Source organism: Kitasatospora sp. NPDC093679 (assembly GCF_040683455.1).
In the GTDB taxonomy this organism is placed as follows: Bacteria; Actinomycetota; Actinomycetes; order Streptomycetales; family Streptomycetaceae; genus Kitasatospora; species Kitasatospora arboriphila.
This window is the reverse complement of record NZ_JBFBDW010000016.1, coordinates 17,325-37,786: the sequence shown is the minus strand read 5'-3', so window position 1 is coordinate 37,786 and position 20,462 is coordinate 17,325. Positions and strand designations below refer to the sequence as shown.

Here is a 20,462-nt window from a genome sequence, read left to right as displayed (position 1 = left end):
CGGGTGTGCGGGCAGGCGCGTACGAGGGTGCGCAAAAGGGCCGGGCGACAGGCCTTTCGACCTGTCGCCCGGCCCCGTGCCCCGGGTGGACCCGGCTCGCCGATGGAGCGCTGCGGTCAGCGCTCGTCGTCGGAGGCCGTCGAGGGCGTCGTGCCCAGACGACCCGTCTCGTCCTGTATCTCCACAGAGATCTTCTTGAGCTCGGGCTCGAACTTCCGGCCGTGGTGGGCGCAGAAGAGCAGTTCTCCGCCGCTTGCGAGGACGACGCGCAGGTAGGCCTGGGCGCCGCAACGGTCGCAGCGGTCAGCCGCGGTGAGCGGGCTCGCAGGGGTCAGAACAGTAGTCACGTCGCCTCTTCTCTAGCTCGACGAGCTGTCGTACCAGGGTCAACATCCAACCAGGTCGATTTCGTTCCCGCTCGTGGCTTTTCTTCTCTGAGGATTCTGCTTGTTGATGAGGACGTGCCCCGGGGCCCGGCGGTTCATGCGTGCCGATTCCCGTGGCGGCCACCCCTCCTCGAACGCCCGATCGAGGCGATGTCCGAGGTCCGCGTAGCATAATCCTCTGCTGGGTTGGAGCATAAGCCCCGTCCCGAGCACCGGTAGCCTGCATCGCAGCAGCTCCGCCGCCTGCGCCCGGTGCCACGGTCCGCCAGGAACCGTGGTGGCAGGAGGAGATGGCGTCCCGGGGCGCCGGTGCCCGGCCAAGGTCGTGTTCGCGCAGCGCGTACAGGCTGCGACGGGCGCCACACCCCGCCGTCTCGCCCTGTGAGAGCGGGCCGGGGGCAAGGGGGCGCCCGCGCAGACGAGTCAGAGAACTTCATTGAGGAGTGCAACGCCGCATGAGTGCCGAATCAGTGCCGTCCGCCCTGCTGGCCAAAGACGACGGTTCCAACTACACCGCTCGGCACCTGCTCGTCCTCGAGGGCCTGGAGGCCGTCCGCAAGCGGCCGGGCATGTACATCGGGTCCACCGACAGCCGCGGTCTGATGCACTGCCTGTGGGAGATCATCGACAACTCGGTCGACGAGGCCCTCGGCGGCTTCTGCGACCGGATCGAGGTGCTGCTGCACGAGGACGGTTCGGTCGAGGTCCGCGACAACGGCCGCGGCATCCCGGTCGACGTCGAGCCGAAGACCGGCCTGTCCGGCGTCGAGGTCGTCATGACCAAGCTGCACGCCGGCGGCAAGTTCGGCGGCGGCTCCTACGCGGCCTCCGGCGGTCTGCACGGCGTCGGCGCCTCGGTCGTCAACGCGCTCTCCGCCCGCCTGGACGTGGAGGTCGACCGCAGCGGCCACACCCACGCGATCAGCTTCCGCCGCGGCACCCCCGGCCACTTCACCGAGCTCTCCCCGGACGCCCCCTTCGAGGCGGCCGGCGGCCTCACCAAGAAGGGGAGGGCCCCGCGCGGCCGCACCGGCACCCGGATCCGCTACTGGGCCGACCGGCAGATCTTCCTCAAGGACGCCCGGCTCTCCCTGGAGAGCCTGCACGCCCGCGCCCGGCAGACGGCCTTCCTCGTCCCCGGCCTGACGATCGTCGTGCGTGACGAACGGCTGACGGAGAGCGAGGCCGTCGACGAGACGACCTTCCGCTTCGACGGCGGCATCGCCGAGTTCTGCGAGTTCCTCGCCCCCGACAAGCCGATCTGCGACGTGCTGCGGCTGCACGGCGAGGGCAACTTCAAGGAGACCGTGCCCGTCCTGGACGAGCTCGGCCACATGACCCCGACCGAGGTCACCCGTCACCTCGGCGTGGACATCGCGCTGCGCTGGGGCGCCGGCTACGACAGCACGGTGCGCTCCTTCGTCAACATCATCGCCACCCCCAAGGGCGGCACCCACGTCACCGGCTTCGAGCGCTCCCTCGCCAAGACCGTCAACGAGGTGCTGCGCAGCGCCAAGCTGCTGCGCGTCGCCGAGGACGACATCTCCAAGGACGACGCCCTGGAGGGCCTCACCGCGGTGGTCACCGTCCGGCTCGCCGAGCCGCAGTTCGAGGGCCAGACCAAGGAGGTGCTCGGCACCTCGGCGGCCAACCGGATCGTCGCCGCCGTGGTCGCCAAGGAGCTGAAGGCCTTCCTCACCTCCGCCAAGAAGGACGAGAAGCTCCAGGCCCGGGCCGTCCTGGAGAAGGTCGTCGCGGCCGCCCGCACCCGGGTCGCCGCCCGGCAGCACAAGGAGGCGCAGCGCCGGAAGACGGCGCTGGAGACCTCGTCGCTGCCGGCGAAGCTCGCCGACTGCCGCAGCGACGACGTGGACCGCAGCGAGCTGTTCATCGTCGAGGGCGACTCGGCGCTCGGCACCGCCAAGCTGGCGCGCAACTCCGAGTTCCAGGCGCTGCTGCCGATCCGCGGCAAGATCCTGAACGTGCAGAAGGCCTCGGTGGCCGACATGCTCAAGAACGCCGAGTGCGCCTCGATCATCCAGGTCATAGGAGCGGGCTCCGGCCGCACCTTCGACATCGACCAGGCCCGCTACGGCCGGGTCATCTTCATGGCCGACGCCGACGTCGACGGCTCCCACATCCGCTGCCTGCTGCTGACGCTCTTCCAGCGGTACATGCGGCCGATGGTCGAGCAGGGCCGGGTGTTCGCCGCGGTGCCGCCGCTGCACCGGATCGAGCTCACCAACCCCAAGCGCGGCCAGGGCAAGTACCACTACACCTACTCGGACGCCGAACTGCGTCGCACCCTGCTGGAGTTCCAGTCCAAGGGGCTGCGCTGGAAGGACCCGGTGCAGCGGTACAAGGGCCTCGGCGAGATGGACGCGGACCAGCTGGCGGAGACCACCATGGACCCGCGCCACCGCATCCTGCGCCGGATCAACCTCGGCGACCTGGAGGCGGCGGAGAAGACCTTCGACCTGCTGATGGGCAACGACGTGGCCCCGCGCAAGGAGTTCATCGTGGACTCCGCGGCGACCCTGGACCGCTCGCGCATCGACGCCTGAGCCGGCCACCGGCCCGGACCCGGGTCCGCGCCCCGTCGTGCCGGGGGTTCTCCACCCGCGGGTGGAGAACCCCCGGCACGACGTCCTCGCGGATCTCGACCCGCGCTCCGAGGTACGTGGGACGCCCGGTCCGTAGCGTCGGAGAGGTCAGCCGACCTCTCACCGGGAGCCCGCCATGTCGTCCCTCGCCGCCCTCGCCAACGTGCTGGTCGCCCTCGCGGTGGTCGTCCTGGTGGTCACCCGCCAGATGAAGGCGCGCCCGATCGAGACCGGGGGCCGCTTCTGGCTGGTGCCGCTGGTGCTGGCCGTGGTCGCGCTGCGCGACCCGGCGCTGATCGACCGCGACCACCGCGTGGCGGCGGTGGCCGTGCTGGCCGGTTCGCTGCTGACGGTGCTCGCCATGGGCTGCGTCTGGGGGTGGACGGTGCGGCTGTGGCAGGAGGTCGACGGCACCGTCTGGGCGAAGGGCACCCGCGCCACGGTGGCCGCCTGGGTGGGCATGATCGTGCTGAGGATCGGCTGGTACGCCCTCGGCGGCGCACTGCACGTGCACCAGAGCACCGCCGTGCTGCTGCTGTCGCTGGGCGTGCTGCTGCTGGTCCGTGGTGCGGTGCTGAAGCTGCGGGTGGCGCAGACCTTCGACCGGCCCGCCGTCCTCTGACCGTGCGTGAGGAGCCTTGGGTGACCCTGGAGTTCTGGACCGGCTGGCCCGCCGGCAGCGCGTCCCACCGGGAGCCGGCCACCCGGCCCCGGCAGGTGATCACCGCCGGCGGCCGGCTGGTCCTGCTGGCCGTGGTGGTGTGGGGCACCTTCTCCACCGGCCGGTTCACCGGTTGGGCGGCCGTCGTCGCGGGCGGCTGGATGGCGGAGTCGGCCGCGTTGCTGGTCGGCTTCCACCTCGCCTCCCGGGCCCGCCGGCTGTGGCCCGCGCTGGCCTGCGCGGCGGGCCTGCTGGTGATCGCCGCACTGGCGAAGGACGGCGGCGCGGACACCCTGGCCGGGATCCTCTGGGGCGGCCTCGCCGTCCTCGCGCTGGTCCGCCTGCCGCTGGCCGCCGGTGCGGCGGTCACCGGCGCGGCCCTCGTCTCGTACGCGCTGATGAGCGGAGAGGCGCTGGTCGCGGGTCTGACCACGGCCGGCGGGCTCGGCCTGCTCGGCTACCTGCTGCGGCTGGACGCGGAGGCGCGCGGCACCCAGCGGCGGCTGCTCGAACAGGAGCGGGCGGCCCGCGCGGCCGAGGCGGAGAGCGCCGCGCTCGCCGAGCGGGCCCGGATCGCCCGGGAGATCCACGACGTGCTGGCGCACAGCCTCTCCGCGCAGCTCGTCCACCTGGAGGCGGCCCGGTTGATGCTGGACCGCGGTGCGGAGCGCGAGCAGGTCCGCGAGCGGGTGGTGGCGGCCCGCCGGATGGCGCAGGAGGGGCTGGCGGAGACCCGGCAGGCGCTGTCCGCGCTGCGCGGCGAGCTCACCCCGGTCGGTGACTTCCTGGTCGAGCTGACGGACCGTGAGCGGGCCGCGCTGGCGATCGAGGGCGCGCCGCGGCCGCTGCCCGCCGAGGCCGGCCTGGCGGTGCGCCGGGTGGCGCAGGAGGCGGTCACCAACGCCCGCAAGCACGCGCCGGGCAGCCGGGTCGCGGTGCGGCTCGCCTACCTGCCGGACGCCGTCGAGCTGGAGGTGCGCAACTCCCGCCCGGCGCGCGGCGGCGCCCCGCAGGGGCTGGCCGACAGCGGTTCCGGGTACGGTCTGCTGGGGATGCGGGAGCGCGCCGAACTGCTCGGCGGTGAGCTGTCCGCAGGTCCCGAGGACGGAGGTTGGCGGGTGCTGCTGAGGGTGCCGGCGTGAGCGCAGGGCCGGTCACCAGGGTGGTCGTCGCGGACGACCAGACCGTGGTGCGCGAGGGCATCGTGATGCTGTTGGGCCTGCTGCCGGGGATCGAGGTGGTCGGTGCGGCCGCGGACGGCGAGGAGGCGGTGCGCCTGGTCGCCGAACTCGCGCCGGACGTGGTGCTGATGGACCTGCGGATGCCGCGCTGCGACGGCGTCGAGGCGACCCGGCGGATCCGGGCCGGGCACCCCGGCACGGAGGTGGTGGTGCTCACCACGTACGCCGACGACGACTCGCTCTTCCCGGCGCTGCGGGCCGGCGCCCGCGGCTACCTGACGAAGGACGCCGGGGCCGAGGAGATCGCCCGGGCGATCGCGGACGTCCGCTCCGGGGCGGCCGGGCTGTCGCCGCAGGTGCAGCGGCGGCTGCTGGAGAGCCTGTCGGGGCGGCCCCGCGACCCGCGGCCCCCGGAGCCGCAGCAGCTCCCGGAGCCGCAGCGCCCGTCGACGCCGCCCGCGCTGCCGGACGGCCTCACCGCGCGGGAGGCCGAGGTGCTGGCGCTGATCGCGGAGGGGCTCTCCAACGCGGAGATCGCGGCCGAGCTGTTCGTCAGCCCGTCCACGGTGAAGACGCACATCAACAACCTCTTCGCGAAGACCGCGGTGCGGGACCGCGCGCAGGCCGTGGCGTACGCCTATCGGCATGGAATTTCCCGGAGTTCGTGAGGGCGGACCCCGCTCATCAGTTTGGGTGAACGTCCCTGCGTCGATTGGCGCAGCGGCGGACGACGGTCCCATTCTGGTCGGGTCAGCGGCCGGAGGCTTCCGTTCCGGCGCCGTGCCGGACGCCGCGCGCGCGTGCGTCCCCGTCCAGGAGCGTTCGTGGCGCAGCAGCAGAGCTTCGACTGGTGGGCCGACCGGCTGCCGGGCCGGCCCGCAGCCCGGCGGGCCGGGGTCCCGGCGCAGGCCGTCCCGTCCGCGCCCGCCGCGGGCACCCGTGAGGCGTCCGCCACCGCGGCCCCCGTCCCGGGTGCGGCGGACGCCGCCGAGGTGTACCGGGCGGTCCAGTCCAGCGAGGCCTTCGCCCGGATCCGCCGCGACCACCGGGGCTTCGTCCTCCCGGCGACGGCGCTGTTCCTCGGCTGGTACCTGCTCTACCTGGTCGCCCAGGCCGTCGCACCGGAGGTGATGCGCCGTCAGCTGGCCGGTCCGCTGAACGTCGCCTGGGTGCTCGCCCTCGGCCAGTTCGCCTCGACCTTCCTGCTCACCTGGCGGTACGCCCGCAACGCCCGGACCAAGCGCGACCGGGCCGCCCTGGAGCTGCGCTGGGACACCCAGGACCGGCTCCGGTGAGCGCCCGTACCGTCCTCGCCGCGGGCGCCTGGTCGCCCGGCCGCCACGGGCTGGCCGTCGCACTGTTCGCCGTCGTCGTCCTGGTCACCCTGGGCATCACGCTGTGGGCGGGCCGCCGCGGCCGGGCCGCCGAGGACTTCTACGCCGGCGGCCGCGGCTTCAGTCCGCTGCAGAACGGCCTCGCCCTCTCCGGCGACTACCTGTCCGCCGCCTCCTTCCTCGGCGTCACCGGGCTGATCGCGCTGTACGGCTACGACGGCGTGCTGTACAGCATCGGCTTCCTGGTGGCCTGGCTGCTGGTGCTGATGCTGGTCGCCGAACTCGTCCGCAACGCCGGGCGCTACACGCTGGCCGACGTGCTGGCGGTGCGGATGCGCGCCCGGCCCGTCCGGGCCGCCGCGGGCACCGCCGGGCTGGTGGTCTCGCTGCTGTACCTGGTGGCGCAGATGGTCGGCGCGGGCAGCCTGGTGGCGCTGCTGCTCGGCACCGGCGACGGCCCGGCGAAGGCCTGGACGATCGTCGGCGTCGGCGCCCTGATGATCGTCTACGTGACGATCGGCGGGATGCGGGCGACGACCTGGATCCAGATCGTCAAGGCGGTGCTGCTGGTCGCGGGTTCGGTGCTGCTGACCGTCCTGGTGCTGGTCCGCTTCCACGGCGACGTCGCCGAGCTGATGCGGACGGCGGCCGACCGCAGCGGCGCCGGCGCCGCCTACCTGGAGCCCGGCCTGCGCTACGGGGCGAGCCTCACCAGTCGGCTCGACTTCGTCAGCCTGGGCCTCGCCCTGGTGCTCGGCACCGCGGGGCTGCCGCACATCGTCTGCCGGTTCTACACCGTGCCGACGGCGCGGGCCGCCCGGCGTTCCACGATCTGGGCGATCGGCCTGGTCGGCGGCTTCTACCTGATGGCGGTGGTGCTCGGCCTCGGCGCGGCCGCCCTGGTCGGCTCCGCGGAGGTGCGGCGCGCCAACCCGGCGGGGAACACGGCCGTGCCGCTGCTCGCGGCGGAGCTCGGCGGCGGTACGGGCAGCACCCGCGGGGTGGTGTTGTTCGCGCTGATCTCGGCCATCGCGTTCGCCACCATCCTCGCCGTGGTCGCCGGGCTCACCCTGGCCTCGTCGGCGGCCTTCGCGCACGACCTGTACGCCGGGGCGTGGCGGCGCGGCGACGGCCCGCAGGTGACGGAGCGCCAGGAGGTGCTGGCGGCCCGGCTGTCCGCGGTGGCGATCGGCGCGCTGGCGATCGTGCTGAGCCTGTTCGCGCAGCGGCTGAACGTCGCCTTCCTGGTGGGCCTGGCCTTCGCCGTGGCCGCCTCCGCCAACCTGCCGACCCTGCTGTACAGCCTGTTCTGGCGGCGTTTCACCACCCGCGGTGCGGTCTGGGCGGTGTACGGCGGGCTGGTGCCGGCGGTGCTGCTGGTGGTGTTCTCGCCGGTGGTGTCCGGCACGCCCGCGTCCGTCCTGCCGGGCGTGGACTTCCACTTCTTCCCGTTGGAGAACCCGGGCCTGGTGTCGATCCCGCTGGGTTTCCTGGCGGGCTGGATCGGCACGGTGACCGACCGCGAGCCGGCCGACCCGGACCGCTTCGCCGAGATGGAGGTCCGCTCGCTCACCGGCGCCGGGGCGGTCTAGAGCTCCCCCACGGATGCTCCAGGCCTGCCCGCGGCGCCGGTGGCGGTGCGTCAGAGCGTGCAGTTGGTGCTGTGCAGCTCGGGCGCGTCGGCGGGGCCTCCGGTGGCACAGACGATGGTGCGGTAGTCGGTGCGGACGGCCGGGGTGGTCAGCGAGAGCGTCCCGGTGCTGGCGACCAGCGTGGAGCTGGCCACCGTCTCCCAGGGGCGGCCCCATGCGCGCTGGATCCGCACCTCGACGCGGAGCAGCGTGGGCCGGGTACGGTCCGCGGTGTCGAGGCGGGCCGCGCCCACCACGCCCTCGGTGCTCGGCTGCTGCCAGACGCACGGCCGGGTGATCGACGCAGGGCACGCGGGCTGGGGCGCAGCAGCCGCGGTTCCCGAGGTCAGGGTGCTGATCGTTGCCACAGCAGCGGCCAGACCTGCGATACGTGAAATCATGGCACTGTTCTCCTTTGAATCAGAGCCTTGTCGGGTTCTTGTGGCGACTATGTCATGTCCGTGACAGAATCGCCACCGTGAGTGCCCGACAAATGACCGAACGTCAGGCGGCTGCCCTGCCAACGGCGTGGGAAACCGCGTACGCCTCGGCCGGCCGGCCCCGGGACAGACCGCGGGCGGCGCGGCCGCGCCCCGCCGCCCCTCGCCCTACCGCCCGGCGGCGAGCCCGTACTGGTGCTCCGGCCGGCCCGTGTCGCCGTACCGCAGGCTCAACCGCAGCCGCCCGTCCCGGGCCAGCTGCTTCAGGTACCGCTGCGCCGTCGACCGGGACAGGCCGGTGGCGTCCGCGACCTCCTGGGCGGACAGCGGCTGCCCGGCTCCGCGCAGCGCCCCGAGCACCAGATCGGTGGTCGGGGCGGAGTGGCCCTTCGGCAGTGCGGTCGGCGCGGCGGCGCTCCGCAGGGCCGCGAACATCCTGTCGACCTCGTCCTGGCCGGCCTCCCGGGTGGCCGCGCCGGCCAGGGCGTGGCGCAGCTCGGCGTACCCGGTGAGCTTCTCCCGCAGTCCGGCGAAGGTGAACGGCTTCACCAGGTACTGCAGGGCGCCGTGCTGCATCGCGGCGTGCACGGTGGTCACGTCCCGGGCGGCGGTCACCATCATCACGTCGCAGCCGATGCCGCCCTCGCGCAGCCGCCGCACCAGGGCGAGACCGGTCTCGTCCGGCAGGTGGTGGTCGAGCAGCACCAGGTCGACGGGGGAGCGCTCCAGGCTGGCGAGGGCCTCGGCCGCGCTGTGCGCCCGCCCGGTGACCCGGAAGCCGGGCACCTTGGCGACGTACGCCGCGTGCACCTCGGCGACCCGGAAGTCGTCGTCCACCACCAGTACGTCGATCATGCCGTCTCCACCGGGTGCAGGGCCTCGGGCAGTTCCACCGTGAACCGGGCGCCGCCGCGCGGCCCGGTGCCGACCGCCAGCCGGCCGCCGGACCGCTCCACCACCCGGCCCACCAGCGCCAGGCCCAGGCCGCGCGGCCGGTGCGCCGGGGCGTCCTTGCTCGTCCAGCCCTCCTCGAGGACGAGCGTCCGCAGCTCCTCGGGCACGCCGGGGCCGCTGTCCGCGACCTCGACGAGCAGGGTCGCGCCGACCGGCCGCAGCCGCACGTCCACCGCCCCGGGGCCGGCGCCGACCGCGTCCAGGGCGTTGTCGACCAGGTTGCCGACCACCGTCACCAGCGCCCGCGCGTCGACGGCGGCGTCCGGCAGGTGGCTGTCCGCGGTGACGGCGAGCTCCACGCCCCGTTCGGCGGCGACCGCCGCCTTGCCCGCCAGCAGCGCGCCGACGTGCGGGTCCTGCACCTGCTCGGAGATCCGCGCGGTCAGCGCGGAGTGCGACCCGGACTGCTCGGAGATGAACGCCGCGGCCTGTTCGTGCCGGCCGAGCTCCAGCAGGCCGAGCAGGGTGTGCATCCGGTTGGCGTGCTCGTGGTCCTGCGCCCGCAGCGCCTCGGTGAGGCTCCGTGTGTTGTCCAGCTCGCGCACCAGCGATTCGAGTTCGGTGCGGTCGCGGAGCGTGGTGACGGCGCCGCCGTCGGCGGTGGTCATCCGGTTCACCACCAGCACCCGGTCGTCGCGCACCGCGGGCAGGTCGGTGCCGGTGATCCGCCCGGTCAGCACGTCCGCGAGCCGCCCCGGTGGCAGCAGCGCGTCCACCGTCCGCCCGGCGCAGTCCTCCGGCAGCGCCAGCAGCCGCAGCGCCTCGTCGTTGGCCAGCCGGATCCGGCCCGCCCCGTCGAGGGCCACCATGCCCTCGCGGATGCCGTGCAGCATCGCCTCCCGCTCGACGAGCAGCGCGGCGATGTCGGCGACCGCGATGTTGTGGGTGCGGCGCTTGAGCCGGCGGGCGAGCAGCAGCGTCGCGGCCAGACCGGCGGCCAGGCCGGCGCCCGCGCACAGCAGGATGCCGTGCGTCATCGACAGCAGCCGGCGGCGGATCGAGCCGTCGCTGATCCCGACCGAGACCTCGCCGACGATCCTCCCGTCCGCGAGCCGCAACGGCACCTTGCCGCGGGCGGTGCGGCCGAGCGTGCCGTCCTGGATCGCGGTGACCGACTCGCCGCGCAGCGCCGGCTGGGGGTCGGTGGACACCCGCAGTCCGATCCGCGACGGGTCGGTGTGGGACAGCCGGATGCCGTCGGTGTCGGTGATCACCACGAAGCTCGCGCCGGTGGCCAGCCGGATCTGCTCGGCGCCCTGCTGGGCGGTCCGCGAGTCCCGGACGGCGGCCGCCCGGGCGAGCGCGTCGTCGGCGGCGGTGGCCTGCGCGATCGACAGGGCCCGCTGCATCGCGTCCCGGTCGAGCTCCCGGCTGACCGGTGCGAGGAACAGTCCCGCCGTCACCGCGGTGACACCGACCGTGACCACGGTCTGGCTGAGCAGGAGCTGCGCGAAGACCCGGCGTGGCCAGTGCGGACGCCTCACGGCGGGCTCCTTCCGTGCTCGGCGGGGGCGGGGTGGACGGTCACCCTACGTTTCGTCCGTGTTTCGTGCCAGCCCCGCCCAGCCGTTGTAGCGGAAGCAAAAGGAGCAGAACAGCCCTCAACGCGGGAAAGCCGCGTTACGCCCGCAAGCCTCCCGCCGCGGCCGGTGCCGCTCGTAGCGTCCCGGAGCACAGCACCGAGCCGGCGACGACGCCGGCCGAGGAGGTAGGTGGTTCACGTGAGCCCGCACAAGGCCGACGCCGTCCCGGCGATCGAGTTGACCGGGGCGACCAAACGCTTCCGGACGCCGTCCGGCACCCTGCACACCGCCGTCCGGGACCTCGACCTGACCGTCGCCCCCGGCGAGTTCGTCGCCGTCGTCGGCCCCACCGGCTGCGGCAAGTCCACCACCCTGACCCTGGTCAGCGGCCTGGAGGAGCCCACCGAGGGCGAGGTGAAGGTCTACGGCGAGCACGTCGACGGGATCGACCCGAACGTCGGCTTCGTCTTCCAGCAGGACGCCGTCTTCCCATGGCGGACGGTGCTCTCCAACGTCACCGCCGGCCCCCGGTTCCGCGGTGTCGGCGCCGACGAGGCCCGCGAGAAGGCCCGCGACTGGCTCGCCCGGGTCGGCCTCGCCGCCTTCGAGGACCGCTACCCGCACCAGCTGTCCGGCGGCATGCGCAAGCGCGTCGCGCTGGCCCAGACCTTCGTCAACGACCCGAAGATCCTGCTCATGGACGAGCCGTTCTCCGCGCTCGACGTGCAGACCCGGGCCCTGATGTCCGACCAGCTGCTGGAGCTGTGGGCGGGCACCGGCTCCTCGGTCGTCTTCGTCACCCACGACCTCGACGAGGCGATCGCCCTCGCCGACCGGGTCGTCGTGATGACCGCGGGACCGGCCACCGTCAAGGAGGTCTTCACCGTCGACCTGCCGAGGCCGCGCACCGTCGAAGCCGTCCGCCTGGAGCCCCGCTTCGTCGAGCTGTACCGCGAGATCTGGGCCTCCCTCGGCGAGGAAGTCCGCATCACCCGTGAGAGAGGAGCGGGTCGTGCCGCTTGAGACCGCCCCCGCCGCCGCACCCGCGGCCGCCCCCGCCGCCACCCGCAGCCAGGTCCGCGAACGGGCCGCCCGCAACCGCCGCAACGGCGTGTACGCCGCCCGGGCCGGCGTGCTCGTCGCCTTCCTCGGCCTGTGGGAGGTCTGCGCCCGCACCGGTGTGATCGACCCGTTCAACTTCTCCCAGCCGTCGAAGATCTGGGCGCAGATCTGGCAGTGGATCACCCACGGCACCGCCCAGGGCTCGCTCGGCGAGCAGATCGGCTACACCCTGTACGAGGCGCTCAGCGGCTGGGTGATCGGTGTCGTCACCGGCGTCCTGCTGGGCATCGCGCTCGGCCGGATCCGCTTCCTCGCCGACGTGTTCGGGCCCTACATCAAGGTCCTCAACGCGATCCCGCGGATCGTCCTCGCGCCGATCTTCCTGATCTGGTTCGGCCTCGGCCCGGCGTCCAAGGTCGCCTCCGCCGTCGTCCTGGTGTTCTTCCCGGTGTTCTTCAACGCCTTCCAGGGCGCCCGCGAGGTCGACCGCAACCTGGTCGCCAACGCCCGCATCCTCGGCGCCGACAACCGCAAGGTCACCCTGCAGGTCGTCATCCCCGCCGCCACCACCTGGATCTTCACCAGCCTGCACGTCAGCTTCGGCTTCGCCCTGATCGGCGCGATCGTCGGCGAGTACATCGGCGCCACCAAGGGCCTCGGCCTGATGGTCGCCGCCGCCCAGGGCACCTTCAACGCGGCCGGCGTCTACGCCGCGATGACCATCCTCGCCGTGGTCGCCCTGTTCACCGAGGGCCTGCTCACCTTCGCCGAGAAGCGGCTCTTCCGCTGGAAGCCCGCCGACTCCGGCGACGGCCGCTGAGCCGCAGCCCCACCCCCGCAGTTCCCGCAGAACGTCCCTGCATCACGTCCCCCGCAGTAGCTCCCCCCGCAGAAGATTCCCCCCGCGCACCCAGGAAGGCCCCCACCCATGCGCAGAACCGCCGCCGCCCTCGCCGCCGCCCTCCTCCTGCCGCTGGCCGCCTGCGCCAACGACGCCGCCTCCACCTCGCACAACGGCGCCGCCCCGGCCGGCCCCACCGTCGAGGGCCCCAAGGTCAAGATCATGGTCGGCGGCCTCGACAAGGTCATCTACATGCCCGCCATGCTCACCCAGCGGCTCGGCTACTTCGCCGAGGCCGGCGTCAACGTCGAGCTGATGAGCGAGCCCGCCGGCGTCAACGCCACCACCGCCCTCCTCGCCGGTGACGTCCAGGGCGCCGTCGGCTTCTACGACCACACCATCGACCTGCAGGCCAAGGGCAAGAGCGTCGAGTCCGTCGTCCAGTTCTCGCAGGCCCCCGGTGAGGTCGAGGTCGTCTCCGCCAAGCAGGCCGAAGCCATCAAGAGCGGCGCCGACTTCAAGGGCCGCAAGCTCGGCGTCACCAGCATCGGCTCCTCCACCGACTTCCTCACCAAGTACCTCGCCGTCAAGAACGGCGTCGACACCAGCCAGTTCAGCCCGATCGCCGTCGGCGCAGGCCAGACCTTCATCGCCGCGATGCAGCAGGGCTCCATCGACGCCGGCATGACCACCGACCCGACCGTCGCCAACATCGTCTCCAAGAACATCGGCACGGTGCTGTACGACATGCGCACCCCCGAGGGCTCCAAGGCCGCCCTCGGCGGCCTCTACCCCTCGTCCTCGCTGTACATGAACACCGCCTGGGTGAACGGCAACAAGGACACCGTGCAGAAGCTCGCCAACGCCTTCGTCAAGACCCTCAAGTGGATGAACACCCACACCCCCGAGGAGATCGCCGCGAAGATGCCCGCCGACTACGCACAGGGCGGCGCCGAGCAGTACGCGGCCGCCATCAAGGCCACCCTGCCGATGTTCACCGCCGACGGCGTCATGCCCGCCGACGGTCCGAAGACCGTCCTCGCCGTCCTCGGCGCCTTCCACCCCGACGTCAAGGGCAAGGAGGCGAGCATCGACCTCGCCAAGACCTACACCACCGAGTTCGTCAACAAGGCCACCGGCTGACCCGGCCCCGTGACCTGTGACGGCCCCCCGCCCTCCCGGACAGCGGGCGAGGGGCCGTCACAGCCGTTCCACCGGTCCCGCGACCATCCGCGACGGCAGCCCCGCCGCCTTCCCGCAGCTCTCCGGACGCGGCGGCTCCGACACCCCCGCCGTCACCGGCACCCGCCAGCCGCGGCCGTCCACGTGCCGCACCTCCACCGACCAGCCGCCGACCACCGCCGTCTGGCGCACCGTCAGCGCCTCCGCCGCCGTCTCACCCACCGCGAGGCGCACCGCGTGCTCCGCCGCCTGACCCGGACGGTCCCAGCACGACCGGCCCCGCGAGAACTCCGGCACCGTGTGCCCCGCCGCCGTCGACGCCAGCACCTCCTTCGCCGCCGCCCCCGACAGCCGCCCGTACGCGTACCCGAACGGCAGCACCAGCATCGTCGGCGAGAACCGGTGACCGCCCAGGTGCGTCACCTCCCACACCTCGCCCAGGCCGGACGCCGCCAGCTCCGCCGCCAACGGACGCCCCAGCAGCGCACAGCACCGGTCCCGTCGGCCGTTCGTGCAGACCAGCGCGAGGGGACCGCCGTCGTGCTCCACCCCCAGACCCCCGTGCACCCCCGCACCCAGCGCCGCGAAGTCCAGGCCCAGCAGCTCCGCCGGATCCGCCACCGACCAGCGCCGCACCCACGACCGGCCCGGCACCGTGTGCGCCACGACCACCCGGTGCCGGTCCCGGAGCCGGGCGTCCGCATGACGGCCGGGAGAACGCACCAGCGCCACCCGCACCCCCGAACCCGCCGCGGCCGCCTCCAACGCGGCCCCCACCGCGGTCTCCAGATGGCTCTCCACCAGCGCCTTCGCCCCCCACGGCCCGGCCTGCTCCAACAGCAGCCAGGTCGAGGCCGTCGCCGCGGTCGCGGCCAACGGCTCGGACAGTTCCAGCGACAACGTCGCACAGGTGCTCACCCAGGCAAGCCTACCCTCGCCACCCCCGGCAGCCCCGGCGTCGAAGCACCGCCCCGGGCGCCCCGCCGACCGCACCGGCCCCCGCCGCAACGCCGACGGGGGCGCCGCCGAAGCAGCGCCCCCGCCCACGCGGAACCGGCCCTACAGCCGGCTGCCGACCGCCGCGACCTGCGCGGACACCGGCGAACCCGAACCGTCCCGGCGCGGATCCCGCTCCGGCAGCACCACCGGCGAACCGTTCGCCGCAGCCGCCAACGCCGGCACCGCACCCGCCCACGCGAACGCCAACACGTCCTCACCCCGCAGGAAGCGCTGGCAACGGACACCGCCCGTCGCCCGGCCCTTGCGCGGATACACCTCGAACGGCGTCACCTTCCACGTCGTGTGCTCACCGCCCGACAGCGTCCCCGACGCCGCCGCCACCGACAGCACCACCGCGTCCGCACCCGGATCCACCGCCGTGAACGACAGCACCCGGGCCCCCTCCGACAGCTTGATGCCCGCCATGCCGCCGGCCGGACGACCCTGCGGCCGCACCTGACCCGCCGGGTACCGCAGCAACTGCGCGTCCGAGGCGATGAAGACCAGGTCCTCCTCGCCCGTCGCCAGCTCCACCGCACCGACGACCTCGTCACCCTCCTTGAGGGCGATCACCTCGAACTCGTCCTTGTTCGACGGCCACTCCGGCACCACCCGCTTCACCACGCCCTGCGCCGTGCCCAGCGCCAGACCCGGCGAGGACTCGTCCAGGGTCGTCAGCGCCAGCGCCCGCTCCCCGGCCTCCAGCCGCAGGAACTCCGACACCGCCGCACCACCGGCCAGCGACGCCGCACCCCCCGGCGGCAACTGCGGCAGGTCGATCACCGGCAGCCGCAGCACCCGGCCCGCCGTGGTCACCACACCCACGTCCGCCCGCGCCGTCGCAGCCACCGCCGACACGACCACGTCGTGCTTCGCCCGCTGCTCCGACACCTCCACCGACTCGCCGTCCGCCGTCCGCGCCAGCAGACCCGTCGACGACAGCATCACCCGGCACGGATCGTCCGCCACCTCCAGCGGCACCGACAGCGCCGCACTCGGCACCGCCCCCGCCTCCAGCAGCACCGTCCGGCGCGGCGAACCGAACTGCTTCGCCACCGCACCCAGCTCCGACGACACCACGCTGCGCAGCCGCGCGTCCGACTCCAGGATCTCCGTCAGCTCCGCGATCTCCGCCGTCAGCTTCCGCTGCTCGTCCTCCAGCTCCACCCGGTCGAAGCGGGTCAGCCGCCGCAGCGGAGTGTCCAGGATGTACGCCGTCTGCACCTCCGACAGCGAGAAGCGCTCGACCAGCCGCTCCTTCGCCTGCGCCGCGTTGTCGCTCGACCGGATCAGCGCGATCACCTCGTCGATGTCGACCAGCGCCACCAGCAGGCCCTCGACCAGGTGCAGCCGCTCCTGGCGCTTGCGCCGCCGGAAGTCACTGCGCCGACGGACCACCTCGAAGCGGTGGTCGACGTAGACCTCCAGCAGCTCCTTCAGACCCAGCGTCAGAGGCTGCCCGTCCACCAGCGCCACGTTGTTGATGCCGAAGGTCTCCTCCATCGGCGTCAACTTGAACAGCTGCTCCAGCAGCGCCTCCGGCACGAAGCCGTTCTTCACCTCGATCACCAGGCGCAGACCGTTCTCACGGTCCGTCAGGTCCTTGACGTCCGCGATGCCCTGCAGCTTCTTCGCGTTGACCAGGTCCTTGATCTTCGCGATCACCTTCTCCGGCCCGACGCTGTACGGCAGCTCGGTGACCACGATCCCCTTGCGGCGCGCCGTCACGCTCTCGATCGACGTCGTCGCCCGGATCTTGAACGTCCCCCGGCCGTTCGCGTACGCGTCCCGGATCCCCGACAGACCCACGATCCGGCCACCCGTCGGCAGGTCCGGACCGGGCACGAACCGCATCAGCGTGTCCAGGTCCGCGTTCGGGTGCTTGATCAGGTGCCGGGCCGCCGCCACCACCTCGGCCAGGTTGTGCGGCGGCATGTTCGTCGCCATGCCCACCGCGATGCCCGAAGCGCCGTTCACCAGCAGGTTCGGGAACGCCGACGGCAGGACCTGCGGCTCCTGCTCACTGCCGTCGTAGTTCGGACCGAAGTCGACCGTCTCCTCGTGGATCGACTCCACCATCGACATCGACGCCGCCGTCAGCCGCGACTCCGTGTACCGCATCGCCGCCGGCGGGTCGTCGTTGCCCAGCGAACCGAAGTTCCCGTGCCCGTCGATCAACGGCAGCCGCATCGAGAACGGCTGCGCCATCCGCACCACCGAGTCGTAGATCGACGCATCGCCGTGCGGATGCAGCCGACCCATCACCTCGCCCACCAGGCGCGCGCACTTCACGTGCCCGCGCTCCGGCCGCAGACCCATCTCGTTCGCCTGGTACAGGATCCGCCGGTGCACCGGCTTCAGACCGTCCCGCGCGTCGGGCAGCGCCCGCGAGTAGATCACCGAATACGCGTACTCCAGGAACGAGCCCTGCATCTCGTCCACCACGTCGACATCGAGAATCCGCTCCTCGAAGTCACCGGGCGGCGGGGTGGGCGAACTGCGGCGGGCCATCGCGGCGGGGCTCCTTGCGTGTCGGGCTTGCGTCTGTCGAACGGCGGCCGTCCACCGGCCGCCGCGTCGAACCCTACGGGGGCACGGCGCCCCCCATTGTGGACCCTCCCACCCACAGCCACGCCCACCCCCGCCGACCCGGGCCCCGCAGCGCCCGCCCCCGCACCCGGACCGCCCACCGCCGCGACCGACCCCCGCCGCGTCCGCCCCTGGCGAACGCCGCCCCTGCGCGGACACATCCCGGGCCCCCGCGCGTTGCACCACAATGGGGACACGCACACAGCCCCCGACCTGCACAACCACCAGGGAAGGACCCACAGCGCATGGCCCAGCCGGCCCCCGCCTCCCACCGAGGCCTCGCCATCACCGAACACCGCCTGGCCAACGGCCTGCGCGTGGTGCTCTCCGAGGACCACCTCACCCCGGTCACCGCCGTCTGCCTCTGGTACGACGTCGGCTCCCGCCACGAGGTCAAGGGCCGCACCGGCCTCGCCCACCTCTTCGAACACCTGATGTTCCAGGGCAGCCGCAACGTCTCCAACAACGGCCACTTCGAACTGGTCCAGGGCGCCGGCGGCTCCCTCAACGGCACCACCAGCTTCGAGCGCACCAACTACTTCGAGACCATGCCCGCCCACCAGCTCGAACTCGCCCTCTGGCTCGAGGCCGACCGGATGGGCTCCCTGCTCGACGCCCTCGACGACACCTCCATGGAGAACCAGCGCGACGTCGTCAAGAACGAGCGCCGCCAGCGCTACGACAACGTCCCCTACGGCACCGCCTTCGAGAAGCTCACCGCCCTCAGCTTCCCCGACGGCCACCCCTACCACCACACCCCCATCGGCTCCATGGCCGACCTCGACGCCGCCACCCTCGAGGACGCCCGCGCCTTCTTCCGCACCTACTACGCCCCCAACAACGCCGTCCTCTCCATCGTCGGCGACCTCGACCCCGAGCAGACCGTCGCCTGGGTCGAGAAGTACTTCGGCAGCATCCCCGCCCACGACGGCAAGCAGCCCCCGCGCGACGGCACCCTCCCCGACACCATCGGCCGCGAACTGCGCGAACTCGTCGAGGAGGACGTCCCCAGCCGCGCCCTCATGGCCGCCTACCGCCTCCCGCACGACGGCACCCGCGAGGCCGACGCCGCAGACCTCGCCCTCACCATCCTCGGCTCCGGCGAATCCAGCCGCCTCTACAACCGGCTCGTCCGCCGCGACCGCACCGCCGTCACCGCCGGCTTCGGCCTGCTGCGCCTCGCCGGCGCCCCCAGCCTCGGCTGGCTCGACGTCAAGACCAGCGGCGACGCCACCCTCGACGCCGTCGGCACCGCCGTCGACGAGGAACTCGCCCGCTTCGCCGCCGAAGGTCCCACCCCCGAGGAACTCGAGCGCGCCCAGGCCCAGATCGAACGCGAATGGCTCGACCGGCTCACCACCGTCGCCGGCCGCGCCGACGAACTCTGCCGCTACGCCGTCCTCTTCGGCGACCCCAAGCTCCTCAACGAGGCCCTCCCCAAGGTCCTCGACATCACCGCCGAAGAAGTCCGCGCCGTCGCCGCCGCCCGCCTCCACCCCGAGAACCGGGCCGTCCTCGCCTACGAGCCCACCACCACCGGCCCCGACGCCGACGACACCACCGAGCAGGAGACGGCCGCGTGACCAGCCAGATGACCTTCCACCCGCAGCCCACCGCCGGCACCCCCAGCCCCTGGGCGTTCCCGGCACCCCAGCGGCTCACCCTCGGCAACGGCATCACCGTCCTGCACTGCCACCGCCCCGGCCAGCAGCTCGTCGCCGTCGACCTCGTCGTCGACGCCCCCCTCGCGGCCGAACCCACCGGCCTCGACGGCGTCGCCAACATCCTCGCCCGCGCCCTCAACGAAGGCACCGAGCACCACACCGCCGAGGAGTTCGCCGCCGAACTCGAACGCGCCGGCGCCACCCTGGACGCCCACGCCGACCACCCCGCCATCCGCGTCAGCCTGGAAGTCCCCGCCTCCCGCCTGGAGCGCGGCCTCACCCTCCTCGCCGACGCCCTGCGCGCCCCCGCCCTCCCCGAGGACGAGATCGAACGACTCGTCGCCAACCGGCTCGACGAGATCACCCACGAACTCGCCAACCCCGCCCGGCGCGCCGCCAAGGCCCTCTACGCCGCCCTCTTCGACGCCACCGACCGGCTCTCCCGCCCCCGCAGCGGCACCGCCGAGACCGTCCGCACCATCGACCGCGCCGCCGTCCACGCCTTCTACCGGGCCCACGTCCGCCCCGGCACCACCACCGCCGTCGTCGTCGGCGACCTCACCGGAACGGACCTCCCCGCCCTCCTCGACAGCACCCTCGGCACCTGGACGGCCGACCCCGCCGAGCCCTCCGTCCACGCCCCGGTCACCGCCGACGACAAGGGCCGCGTGATCATCGTCGACCGGCCCGGCTCCGTCCAGACCCAGCTCCTCATCGGCCGCATCGGCCCCGACCGCCACGACCCCACCTGGGCCGCCCAGATCCTCGGCACCTACTGCCTCGGCGGCACCCTCACCTCCCGCCTCGACCGCGTCCTGCGCGAGGAGAAGGGCTACACCTACGGCGTCCGCGCCTTCGCCCAGCCGCTGCGCTCCGCCGCCGACGGCTCCGGCCGCGCGTTGCTCGCCATCAGCGGATCCGTCGACACCGCGTCCACCGCGCCGGCCCTCGCCGACACCTGGACGATCCTGCGCACCCTCGCCGCCGAGGGCCTCACCGACGCCGAGCGCGACGAGGCCGTGCAGTTCCTCGTCGGCGTCGCCCCGCTGAAGTACGAGACGGCCGGCTCGGTCGCCGGCACCCTCGCCGACCAGGTCGAGCAGTACCTGCCCGACGACTACCAGGCCGAGGTCTACCGGCAGCTCGCCGAGCTCGGCACCGAGGCCGCCACCGAGGCCGTCGTCGCCGCCTTCCCGCCGGACCGCCTGGTCACCGTGCTGGTCGGCGACGCCTCCGTCATCGGCGACGCCGTCCGCGACCTCGGCATCGGCGAGGTCACCGTCGTCGCCAACTGACGTGCGGCACGCCGGGCCCGGCGGAGCGTCAGCTCCGCCGGGCCCGCGCGTTTATTGCATTGCACCGGGGCCCGGCCGCGTGGGTAGATGGTCCCCGCAGCCGCACCCCGCGGCCGC

The 20,462-nt window shown here is 73.2% G+C and carries 17 protein-coding genes; 11 read left to right on the top strand and 6 right to left on the bottom strand.

Features of this window, described 5'->3' with window-relative positions:
* Positions 1-116: 116 nt before the first annotated feature.
* The gene (locus tag AB0O09_RS16050) at positions 117-347 is read right to left on the bottom strand and encodes a hypothetical protein (protein WP_363542307.1); all 231 of its coding nucleotides are present in this window, start codon (positions 345-347) and stop codon (positions 117-119) included.
* Between the two features lie 494 nt (positions 348-841).
* On the opposite strand from AB0O09_RS16050, the gene AB0O09_RS16045 reads away from it, so the two are divergent.
* The 6 genes from AB0O09_RS16045 (at position 842) to AB0O09_RS16020 (ending at position 7,757) form a co-directional block, all read left to right on the top strand.
* The gene (locus AB0O09_RS16045) at positions 842-2,950 is read left to right on the top strand and encodes a DNA topoisomerase IV subunit B (protein ID WP_363542306.1); all 2,109 of its coding nucleotides are present in this window, start codon (positions 842-844) and stop codon (positions 2,948-2,950) included.
* 175 nt (positions 2,951-3,125) lie between these two features.
* Positions 3,126-3,611, top strand: a complete 486-nt coding sequence (locus AB0O09_RS16040; protein ID WP_363542305.1) for a DUF1453 domain-containing protein — start codon at positions 3,126-3,128, stop codon at positions 3,609-3,611.
* A 20-nt stretch (positions 3,612-3,631) separates the two neighbouring features.
* The gene (locus tag AB0O09_RS16035) at positions 3,632-4,792 is read left to right on the top strand and encodes a histidine kinase (RefSeq protein ID WP_363542304.1); all 1,161 of its coding nucleotides are present in this window, start codon (positions 3,632-3,634) and stop codon (positions 4,790-4,792) included.
* Positions 4,789-5,499 (top strand): response regulator transcription factor, encoded by a 711-nt coding sequence (locus AB0O09_RS16030; protein ID WP_363542303.1) that lies wholly within the window; start codon positions 4,789-4,791, stop codon positions 5,497-5,499. Before AB0O09_RS16035 ends, AB0O09_RS16030 begins: the two co-directional genes overlap by 4 nt.
* 156 nt (positions 5,500-5,655) lie before the next feature.
* Positions 5,656-6,126 carry a DUF485 domain-containing protein gene (locus tag AB0O09_RS16025; protein WP_363542302.1) on the top strand — a complete coding sequence of 157 codons (471 nt, stop codon included), beginning with the start codon at positions 5,656-5,658 and terminating at the stop codon, positions 6,124-6,126.
* On the top strand, positions 6,123-7,757 hold the full coding sequence (locus AB0O09_RS16020) for a cation acetate symporter (RefSeq protein ID WP_363542301.1): 1,635 nt from the start codon (positions 6,123-6,125) through the stop codon (positions 7,755-7,757). The genes AB0O09_RS16025 and AB0O09_RS16020 overlap by 4 nt, the downstream gene beginning before the upstream one ends.
* Before the next feature lie 50 nt (positions 7,758-7,807).
* On the opposite strand, the gene AB0O09_RS16015 is transcribed toward AB0O09_RS16020, so the two are convergent.
* The 3 genes from AB0O09_RS16015 to AB0O09_RS16005 form a co-directional block, all read right to left on the bottom strand.
* The gene (locus tag AB0O09_RS16015; protein ID WP_363542300.1) at positions 7,808-8,197 is read right to left on the bottom strand and encodes a hypothetical protein; all 390 of its coding nucleotides are present in this window, start codon (positions 8,195-8,197) and stop codon (positions 7,808-7,810) included.
* 207 nt (positions 8,198-8,404) lie between these two features.
* Positions 8,405-9,091, bottom strand: coding sequence for a response regulator (locus AB0O09_RS16010; protein WP_363542299.1), 687 nt, complete (start codon positions 9,089-9,091; stop codon positions 8,405-8,407).
* On the bottom strand, positions 9,088-10,674 hold the full coding sequence (locus tag AB0O09_RS16005) for a sensor histidine kinase (RefSeq protein WP_363542298.1): 1,587 nt from the start codon (positions 10,672-10,674) through the stop codon (positions 9,088-9,090). Before AB0O09_RS16005 ends, AB0O09_RS16010 begins: the two co-directional genes overlap by 4 nt.
* A gap of 237 nt (positions 10,675-10,911) precedes the next feature.
* Here AB0O09_RS16005 and AB0O09_RS16000 point away from each other — a divergent pair, with 237 nt between their 5' ends.
* The 3 genes from AB0O09_RS16000 to AB0O09_RS15990 all read left to right on the top strand — a co-directional run bounded on the left by AB0O09_RS16000 (position 10,912) and on the right by AB0O09_RS15990 (position 13,759).
* Complete coding sequence (locus AB0O09_RS16000) at positions 10,912-11,736, top strand: ABC transporter ATP-binding protein (RefSeq protein ID WP_363542297.1); 825 nt, start codon at positions 10,912-10,914, stop codon at positions 11,734-11,736.
* Positions 11,726-12,595, top strand: a complete 870-nt coding sequence (locus AB0O09_RS15995; RefSeq protein ID WP_363542296.1) for an ABC transporter permease — start codon at positions 11,726-11,728, stop codon at positions 12,593-12,595. The genes AB0O09_RS16000 and AB0O09_RS15995 overlap by 11 nt, the downstream gene beginning before the upstream one ends.
* Positions 12,596-12,703: 108 nt before the next feature.
* Positions 12,704-13,759 carry an ABC transporter substrate-binding protein gene (locus AB0O09_RS15990; RefSeq protein ID WP_363542295.1) on the top strand — a complete coding sequence of 352 codons (1,056 nt, stop codon included), beginning with the start codon at positions 12,704-12,706 and terminating at the stop codon, positions 13,757-13,759.
* Between the two features lie 57 nt (positions 13,760-13,816).
* On the opposite strand, the gene AB0O09_RS15985 is transcribed toward AB0O09_RS15990, so the two are convergent.
* Both AB0O09_RS15985 and AB0O09_RS15980 read right to left on the bottom strand, forming a co-directional pair.
* Positions 13,817-14,716, bottom strand: a complete 900-nt coding sequence (locus tag AB0O09_RS15985) for a sucrase ferredoxin (RefSeq protein ID WP_363542294.1) — start codon at positions 14,714-14,716, stop codon at positions 13,817-13,819.
* A gap of 141 nt (positions 14,717-14,857) precedes the next feature.
* Positions 14,858-17,308: a DNA topoisomerase IV subunit A gene (locus tag AB0O09_RS15980; RefSeq protein WP_363542293.1), complete on the bottom strand. Its 2,451-nt coding sequence runs from the start codon at positions 17,306-17,308 to the stop codon at positions 14,858-14,860.
* Positions 17,309-17,631: 323 nt separating this feature from the next.
* Between AB0O09_RS15980 and AB0O09_RS15975 the strand changes: the two genes are divergently transcribed.
* The gene (locus AB0O09_RS15975) at positions 17,632-18,969 is read left to right on the top strand and encodes a pitrilysin family protein (protein ID WP_363542292.1); all 1,338 of its coding nucleotides are present in this window, start codon (positions 17,632-17,634) and stop codon (positions 18,967-18,969) included.
* Positions 18,966-20,345: a pitrilysin family protein gene (locus tag AB0O09_RS15970; protein WP_363542291.1), complete on the top strand. Its 1,380-nt coding sequence runs from the start codon at positions 18,966-18,968 to the stop codon at positions 20,343-20,345. The genes AB0O09_RS15975 and AB0O09_RS15970 overlap by 4 nt, the downstream gene beginning before the upstream one ends.
* Positions 20,346-20,462: the final 117 nt, after the last annotated feature.

Excerpts from the sequence above, each read along its gene's own strand:
- AB0O09_RS16045 (WP_363542306.1), top strand. The coding sequence starts at position 842 with ATGAGTGCCGAATCAGTGCCGTCCGCCCTGCTGGCCAAAGACGACGGT.
- AB0O09_RS16040 (WP_363542305.1), top strand. The coding sequence starts at position 3,126 with ATGTCGTCCCTCGCCGCCCTCGCCAACGTGCTGGTCGCCCTCGCGGTG.
- AB0O09_RS16015 (WP_363542300.1), bottom strand. The coding sequence starts at position 8,197 with ATGATTTCACGTATCGCAGGTCTGGCCGCTGCTGTGGCAACGATCAGC.
- AB0O09_RS16010 (WP_363542299.1), bottom strand. The coding sequence starts at position 9,091 with ATGATCGACGTACTGGTGGTGGACGACGACTTCCGGGTCGCCGAGGTG.
- AB0O09_RS15990 (WP_363542295.1), top strand. The coding sequence starts at position 12,704 with ATGCGCAGAACCGCCGCCGCCCTCGCCGCCGCCCTCCTCCTGCCGCTG.
- AB0O09_RS15980 (WP_363542293.1), bottom strand. The coding sequence starts at position 17,308 with ATGGCCCGCCGCAGTTCGCCCACCCCGCCGCCCGGTGACTTCGAGGAG.
- AB0O09_RS15975 (WP_363542292.1), top strand. The coding sequence starts at position 17,632 with ATGGCCCAGCCGGCCCCCGCCTCCCACCGAGGCCTCGCCATCACCGAA.